Origin of the sequence: Kitasatospora sp. NPDC057512 (genome assembly GCF_042802135.1) — a bacterium.
Classification (GTDB): Bacteria; Actinomycetota; Actinomycetes; order Streptomycetales; family Streptomycetaceae; genus Kitasatospora.
The window spans coordinates 1-6,879 of record NZ_JBHVET010000471.1; the positions used below are offsets into that span (position 1 = coordinate 1).

Here is a 6,879-nt window from a genome sequence, read left to right on the forward strand (position 1 = left end):
CCTCTTCGGCGTCCGGGCCTCAGGCGCCGGCGGCCGGCTCCGGTACGGGCTTCGGCTCCGGTGCGCGCGGGCCCGGGGCGGGGGCCGGGAAGCGGCGGTCCAGCGCCCGGACCACCCTGCGGCCGAGGTTCTGGAACGGGATCTCGACCAGCCGGTACGACAGGTAGGAGAGCACCACGAGCGCCCCCAGGTAGCCGAGGGTGAGCGCGGCCTGCCCCGTCGGCCCGACGATCGGCGGGTAGCCCTGGAGCCTCCAGCCGAGGAAGTACATCAGCGGGCCGTGCAGCAGGTAGACCGAGAAGCTGATCGTGCCGAGCCCGCTCAGCCAGCGCGGGAAGCGGCGGCGGCGCAGCAGCATGGCCGCCGCGAACAGGGCCCAGGCGGCCAGGTAGGCGAAGGAGAAGGACTGCCACGAGGGGGTCCAGGTGTGCCAGAGCGCGGTGTCGCGGTTGTAGAGGTAGCCGACCGTGACGCCGGCGACGACCACGAAGGCGCAGCAGAGCAGAGCCGGGAGCCGGTCGAGCAGGCCGTGCTCCAGCCGGTACAGCACGGTGCCGGCGAACATCGTCGCGAAGATCAGCATGGTCTCGAAGCCGAAGGTCCGGTTGTTCACCGTGATCAGCACCAGGCCCAGGCCGCCGAGCAGCAGCGCGCCCCAACGGGTCAGGTCCGGACGGGCGGTGGCGATGCAGACCATCGCCATCAGCACCACGATCCCGGCCACCGCCACCAGGTGCCGGGTGGCCGCCAGGTCCACCGAGATCCCGCCGATCGGCAGCCAGGTGCCGAGGACCAGGGCGACGGACGCGAAGCCGACCGCGATCGGCGCGCTGTGCCGGTGCCACCCCCGCACGAACAGCGCGCACACGAAGTAGTAGAAGACCATCTCGTAGGTGAGCGACCACATCACGCCGATGGTGCTGGGCACCCCCAGCAGGTCCTGGAGCAGCAGGCCGTTGGCGGCGAGCGACAGCACCGGGTGGTCGAAGGGGAAGCTCTGGACGATCTGGCCGCCGCGGGGCAGCACCAACAGGCTCGCCACGATCGTGACGGCCACCGCGGGGTAGATGCGGAAGATCCGCCCGGTCCAGAACGCCCGGACGTCGCCGCGCCGTTCCAGCGAGGCCGGGATGATGTACCCGCTGACCAGGAAGAACAGCATCACGCCGAAGAGGCCGAGGTCCAGGTGGCGCGGCACCCGGTCGGCGTGGGGGATCTTGCCGAGCAGTCCGAAGTGGTGCATGGCGACGGCGAGGGCGGCGATGCCGCGCAGCGCGTCGAGCCAGCCGAGCCTGGCGGAGGCGGGGACGGGGGAGTCCGGCGGCTCGGGCGATTTCGGCGGTGACGCCGGTGCCGACCTGGGCTTCACGAGCTTCACAGGCGGAGGCTAGCCGAGCCGGTCCGGCCGCACGGCGCGCAAGCGGTTCGCCGCCGTTCCGGCGGTGCGTTCGTATCCGGAGAACGGACGTTCACCGGCGCATCCGTGCGCATCGGGTACACATGGACGGTGACATCCCAGCTCTTCCCGACCGACGTCCAGCAGTCGCTGGACCTCGTCGGCATCTTCGTCTTCGCCCTCTCCGGGGGCCTGCTCGCCGTCCGCAAGAACATGGACATCTTCGGCATCTGTGTGCTGGCGGAGGTCACCGCCCTCGGCGGCGGCGTGATGCGCGACCTGGTGATCGGCGCGACCCCGGTCGCCGCGTTCACCAACCTCGGCTACTTCGTGACCCCGCTGGGCGCCGCCCTGGTGGTGTTCTTCCTGCACCCGGAGGTCGAACGGATCAACCGGGCGGTGCAGACCCTGGACGCCCTCGGGCTCGGGCTGTTCTGCGTGACCGGCACCGCCAAGGCGCACGACTTCGGACTCGGCGCCGTCGCCGCGATCGCGCTCGGCATGGTGACCGCGGCCGGCGGCGGCGTGATCCGCGACATACTCGCCGGGGAGATCCCCTCGCTGCTGCGCTGGGACCGGGAGATCTACGCCGTCCCGGCCCTGGTCGGCGCCACCGTGGTCGCCCTGCTGATCGCCACCGACCGGCTCACCGGCATGACCGGCACCGCCGCCGCGCTCACCGCCTTCGGGCTGCGGATGCTCGCCCTGAAGTACGGCTGGCGTGCCCCGCGGGCCTGGCACCGCAACGGTTCTCGCACCAGCGAGGAGTAGGCGAGCCGCCGTACGCGAGCGAGATCGCCTCGGCCGTGCAGAGCAGTTCCGGCACCATCCTGGCCAGTTCGGCCGGCGGCACCTCGCTCGCCGGGGCGCTCAGCGCGCAGGCCGCGACCGTCCGCCCGCCGCTGCCCGCGACCGGCGCGGCCACGCAGGTCACCGGCTCGCGGTGCTCGCGCGACTCGGCCGCCCAGCCCCGGCGGCGCACCGCCGCCAGCTCGGGCTCCGCGCGGGCGTCGTCCGCGGACAGTCCGGCGAGCAGCACCCGGCCGACCGCCGTCCCCTCGACCGGGGCCCGGCGCCCGATCCGGGACGGCTCGGCACCCGGCGGCCCGGCCACCTCGTCCAGGTAGAGCACCTCGCCGTCGTGCAGCACGGCGAGCCGGACGGTGTAGCCGCAGCGGGCGTTGAGCGCGGCCAGGTACGGCGCGGCGACCTGCCGGACGTCGAAGTCCTCCAGCGCCCGGTGGGCCAGCGAGAGCACCCGGCCGCCGATCCGGTAGCGCCGGTCCGGCTGGCGGCGGGCGAAGCCGTGCTCCTCCAGGGTGCGCAGCAGCCGCAGGGCGGTGGACTTGTGCACCCCGAGGCTGCTGGCGGCCTGCTCCAGCGAGAGCGGTGCGTCGCCGAGCGCGTCGAGCAGGGTCAGCGCGCGGTCGACCGACTGCGACATGGCGTTCCCCGTGGATCCGGCTGACTGGTGGCGTCAGGCTAACCGCTGGGTGGCTCGGTGGTACAAACCAGGACCGGACGCGGCCGTCCGGCCGTGGTGCGTCCGCCCCGTGCGGGCGGTGGCTGGATCGGTGCCCCGGGCCGGAACCCCGCCCCCCGCGGCGCTCTACAATCGGATGGTTATGCCATACCTGGACCATGCGGCGACCACGCCGATGCTGCCCGAGGCGATCGCCGCGATGACGGCGCACCTGGGGGTGGTCGGCAACGCCTCGGCCCTGCACGCGGCCGGCCGCCGGGCCCGCCGGGTGGTCGAGGAGTCCCGGGAGTCGCTGGCCGAGTCGCTGGGCGCCCGCCCCAGCGAGATCGTGCTCACCGGCGGCGGCACCGAATCCGACAACCTCGCGGTCAAGGGCCTGTACTGGGCCCGCCGGGACGCCGACCCGGCCCGCACCCGGGTGCTGTGCAGCCCGGTCGAGCACCACGCGGTGCTCGACGCGGTGCACTGGCTCTCCGAGCACGAGGGCGCGGCCGTCGAGTACCTGCCGGTCGACGAGTACGGCCGGGTGCACCCCGAGGCGCTGCGGTCCGCGATCGAGCGGGACCCGGCGTCGGTGGCGCTGGTCACCGTGATGTGGGCCAACAACGAGGTCGGCACCGTCCAGCCGGTCCGCGAACTGACCGCCGTGGCGGCCGAGTACGGCATCCCCGTACACGCCGACGCGGTGCAGGCACTCGGTCAGGTCCCGGTCTCCTTCGCCGAATCCGGCCTCACCGCGCTCACCGTCACCGGGCACAAGATCGGCGGCCCGTTCGGCATCGGCGCGCTGCTGCTCTCCCGGGGCGCCGCGCCCGTACCGCTGCTGCACGGCGGCGGGCAGGAGCGCGACGTGCGCTCCGGCACCCTGGACGCCCCCGGCTCGGCCGGCTTCGCGGCCGCCGCGGCCTGGGCCGTCGAGCACCGGGCCGAGCACGCCGTCACGCTGGGCGCGCTGCGGGACGAACTGGTGGCGTCGGTGCTGGCCGCCGTCCCGGACGCGATCCTCAACGGTGACCCGTCCACGGCCGGGCGGCTGCCCGCCAACGCGCACTTCTCCTTCCCCGGCTGCGAGGGCGACGCCCTGCTGATGCTGCTGGACGCCCAGGGCATCGAGTGCTCGACGGGCTCCGCCTGCTCCGCCGGGGTGCCGCAGCCCAGCCACGTGCTGCTCGCGATGGGCGTCGACCCGCTGCTGGCGCGCGCTTCGCTGCGGTTCTCGCTCGGCCACACCTCGGTGCGGGAGGACGTGACGGCGCTGGCGGCGGCCATCGGGCCGGCCGTGCAGCGGGCGCGCAACGCCGGGCTGGCCTCCGTCCGGCGCTGATCCCGTCGGCGCGGCACCGGTCCTGGCCGTCCGGCGCTGATCCCGGCGGCGCGGCACCGGTCCTGGCCGTCCGGCGCTGATCCCGTCTTCCGGGAACAGCCGGGCCACCCCGTACCCTTGTTGCCATCATGACTGACTTCCCGGGGGCCCCGACCACTCCGTCCACCGGCCGTCTGCGCGTGCTCGCGGCGATGTCCGGCGGAGTCGACTCCGCCGTCGCCGCCGCCCGCGCCGTCGAAGCGGGGCACGAGGTGACCGGCGTCCACCTGGCGCTGTCCAGCAACCCGCAGTCCTTCCGGACCGGCGCGCGCGGCTGCTGCACCATCGAGGACTCCCGGGACGCCTGGCGGGCGGCCGACGTGATCGGCATCCCCTTCTACGTCTGGGACCTCGCCGAGCGCTTCCGCGAGGACGTCATCGACGACTTCGTCGCCGAGTACGCGGCCGGGCGCACGCCCAACCCGTGCCTGCGCTGCAACGAGAAGATCAAGTTCGCGGCGCTGCTGGACAAGGCCGTCGCCCTCGGCTTCGACGCCGTCTGCACCGGCCACTACGCCCGGATCGTCGACCTGCCGTCCGGCGCGCGCGAACTGCACCGGGCCGTCGACTCCGCCAAGGACCAGTCCTACGTCCTCGGCGTCCTCGACGCCGACCAGCTCGCCCACTCGCTCTTCCCGCTCGGTGACACCACCAAGGAGGAGATCCGGGCCGAGGCCGAGCGCCGCGGCCTGGCCGTCGCCAAGAAGCCCGACAGCCACGACATCTGCTTCATCGCCGACGGCGACACCCAGGGCTTCCTCGCCAAGCACCTCGGCACCGCGCCCGGCGACATCCTCGACGCCGACGGCACCAAGCTCGGGGAGCACGACGGCGCGTACGGCTTCACCATCGGCCAGCGCAAGGGCCTGCGGATCGGCCGCCCGGCCGCCGACGGCAAGCCGCGCTACGTCCTGGACATCTCCCCGGTGAACAACACCGTGACGGTCGGCCCGGTCGAGGGCCTCGACGTCACCGGGCTGACCGCCATCCGCCCCCGCTGGTGCGGCACCGAGCCCCTCGCCGACGGCCGCTACACCGCCCAGCTCCGCGCCCACGGCGAGGAGGTGCCGGTGAGCGCCTCGGTCGTCGACGGCGAACTGCGGGTGCGGCTGGACACCCCGGTGCGCGGCATCGCCCCCGGCCAGGCCGTGGTCCTCTACGACGGCACCCGCGTCGTCGGCTCCGCCACCATCGCCACCACCGAGCGCCCGGCCGTCACCGCCTGAACGGCGGCGGCCGACGGCCGGGGTAAAGGCGGTGAGCGGTGCGTCCGGGGCGTGATAGACCAGACGACACTATGAACATTTCTGTCTTCTGCTCCGCGTACTCGCTCGACGACCGCTACTCCGCCCCCGCCGCCGAGTTCGCCCGGCTGCTGGGGGAGGGCGGGCACACCCTGGTGTGGGGCGGGTCGAACGCCGGGCTGATGGGGCTGCTCGCCGACGAGGTGAAGGCCGCCGGGGGCACGCTCGTCGGGGTGATGGTCGAGATGCTGAGGCACAAGGCGTACGTCGGCGCCGACGAACTGGTGTGGACCGCCGACCTCCCCGAGCGGAAGGCGGAGCTGGCGGCCCGGGCCGACGCGATCGTCGTCCTGGTGGGCGGGCTGGGCACCCTGGACGAGGTCACCGAGGTGCTGGAGCTCAAGAAGCACGGGATGTTCGACAAGCCGGTGGTCGTGCTGGACACCGAGGGCTTCTACTCCGGCCTGCGCACCCAGATGGAGCGGATGGACGCCGAGGGCTTCCTGCCGCGCCCGCTCGCCGAGCTGATCACCTTCGCGGACACGCCCGCCGAGGTCTTCGCCCAGCTCAAGGCCTGAGAGGATCGGGTCCATGGCTGCACATCTGATCACCGGCGCCGGCTCCGGCATCGGCGCCGTCCTCGCCGAGCGACTCGCCGAACGCGGGGACGAGCTCTGGCTGCTGGCCCGCGACGCCCGCCGGGCCGCCGAGCTGCGGGAGCGCTTCCCCGGGGCCCGCACCCTCGTCGGGGACCTCGGCGACCCGGGCAAGCTGTCCTGGGCCTTCGGCCACCAGCAGCTGCCCGTCGAGCTCGACTCCCTCCTGCACGTCGCGGGCGTCGTCGAGCTCGGCCCGGTCGGCGACCTGACCCCCAAGGCCTGGCAGGAGACGCTCAACGTCAACCTCGTCGCCCCCGCCGAGCTGACCCGCCTCCTGCTGCCGTCGATCCGGCTGGTCAAGGGCCACGTGCTCTTCGTGAACTCCGGCGCCGGCCTCAACGCCCACGCCGAGTGGTCGGCGTACGCGGCCAGCAAGCACGGCCTCAAGGCACTGGCCGACGCGCTGCGCCACGAGGAGCACGCCAACGGCGTCCGGGTCACCTCCGTCTACCCGGGCCGCACCGCCACCGCGATGCAGGTCAAGGTGCACCAGCAGGAGGGCAAGGAGTACGACGCCGACCGCTGGATCGAGCCGGAGTCCGTCGCCAAGGCGATCCTCGCCGCCCTCGACGCCTCCCGGGACGCGGAGATCACCGACATCACCGTCCGCCCGGGACGGTAGCGCGCGACGCGGGAAGTCGGCCCGGCCGACTTCCGGCGCGCCCACCGGAGTTCGACACCACGTCCGGGTGCCCCGACGGCCCCGGCACCGAGCCCTCCGCCCGGTGCCGGGG

General features: G+C 73.8%; 7 protein-coding genes. 5 read left to right on the forward strand and 2 right to left on the reverse strand.

Annotated features, from left to right (window positions below; genetic code table 11):
- Positions 1-19: 19 nt before the first annotated feature.
- Positions 20-1,378, reverse strand: a complete 1,359-nt coding sequence (locus ACFU6K_RS26525; RefSeq protein WP_380667065.1) for an acyltransferase family protein — start codon at positions 1,376-1,378, stop codon at positions 20-22.
- A 129-nt stretch (positions 1,379-1,507) separates the two neighbouring features.
- Here ACFU6K_RS26525 and ACFU6K_RS26530 point away from each other — a divergent pair, with 129 nt between their 5' ends.
- Positions 1,508-2,167, forward strand: a complete 660-nt coding sequence (locus ACFU6K_RS26530) for a trimeric intracellular cation channel family protein (RefSeq protein ID WP_380667067.1) — start codon at positions 1,508-1,510, stop codon at positions 2,165-2,167.
- On the opposite strand, the gene ACFU6K_RS26535 is transcribed toward ACFU6K_RS26530, so the two are convergent.
- Complete coding sequence (locus ACFU6K_RS26535; RefSeq protein ID WP_380667069.1) at positions 2,073-2,840, reverse strand: IclR family transcriptional regulator; 768 nt, start codon at positions 2,838-2,840, stop codon at positions 2,073-2,075. The two genes, ACFU6K_RS26530 and ACFU6K_RS26535, sit on opposite strands and share 95 nt — an antisense overlap.
- A gap of 181 nt (positions 2,841-3,021) precedes the next feature.
- Between ACFU6K_RS26535 and ACFU6K_RS26540 the strand changes: the two genes are divergently transcribed.
- The 4 genes from ACFU6K_RS26540 (at position 3,022) to ACFU6K_RS26555 (ending at position 6,767) form a co-directional block, all read left to right on the forward strand.
- Positions 3,022-4,203, forward strand: a complete 1,182-nt coding sequence (locus tag ACFU6K_RS26540; RefSeq protein WP_380667071.1) for a cysteine desulfurase family protein — start codon at positions 3,022-3,024, stop codon at positions 4,201-4,203.
- 128 nt (positions 4,204-4,331) lie between these two features.
- The gene (gene mnmA, locus ACFU6K_RS26545) at positions 4,332-5,468 is read left to right on the forward strand and encodes a tRNA 2-thiouridine(34) synthase MnmA (RefSeq protein WP_049658857.1); all 1,137 of its coding nucleotides are present in this window, start codon (positions 4,332-4,334) and stop codon (positions 5,466-5,468) included.
- Between the two features lie 71 nt (positions 5,469-5,539).
- Positions 5,540-6,064, forward strand: coding sequence for a TIGR00730 family Rossman fold protein (locus ACFU6K_RS26550; protein WP_380667073.1), 525 nt, complete (start codon positions 5,540-5,542; stop codon positions 6,062-6,064).
- A gap of 13 nt (positions 6,065-6,077) precedes the next feature.
- Positions 6,078-6,767, forward strand: a complete 690-nt coding sequence (locus ACFU6K_RS26555; protein ID WP_380667075.1) for an SDR family oxidoreductase — start codon at positions 6,078-6,080, stop codon at positions 6,765-6,767.
- Positions 6,768-6,879: the final 112 nt, after the last annotated feature.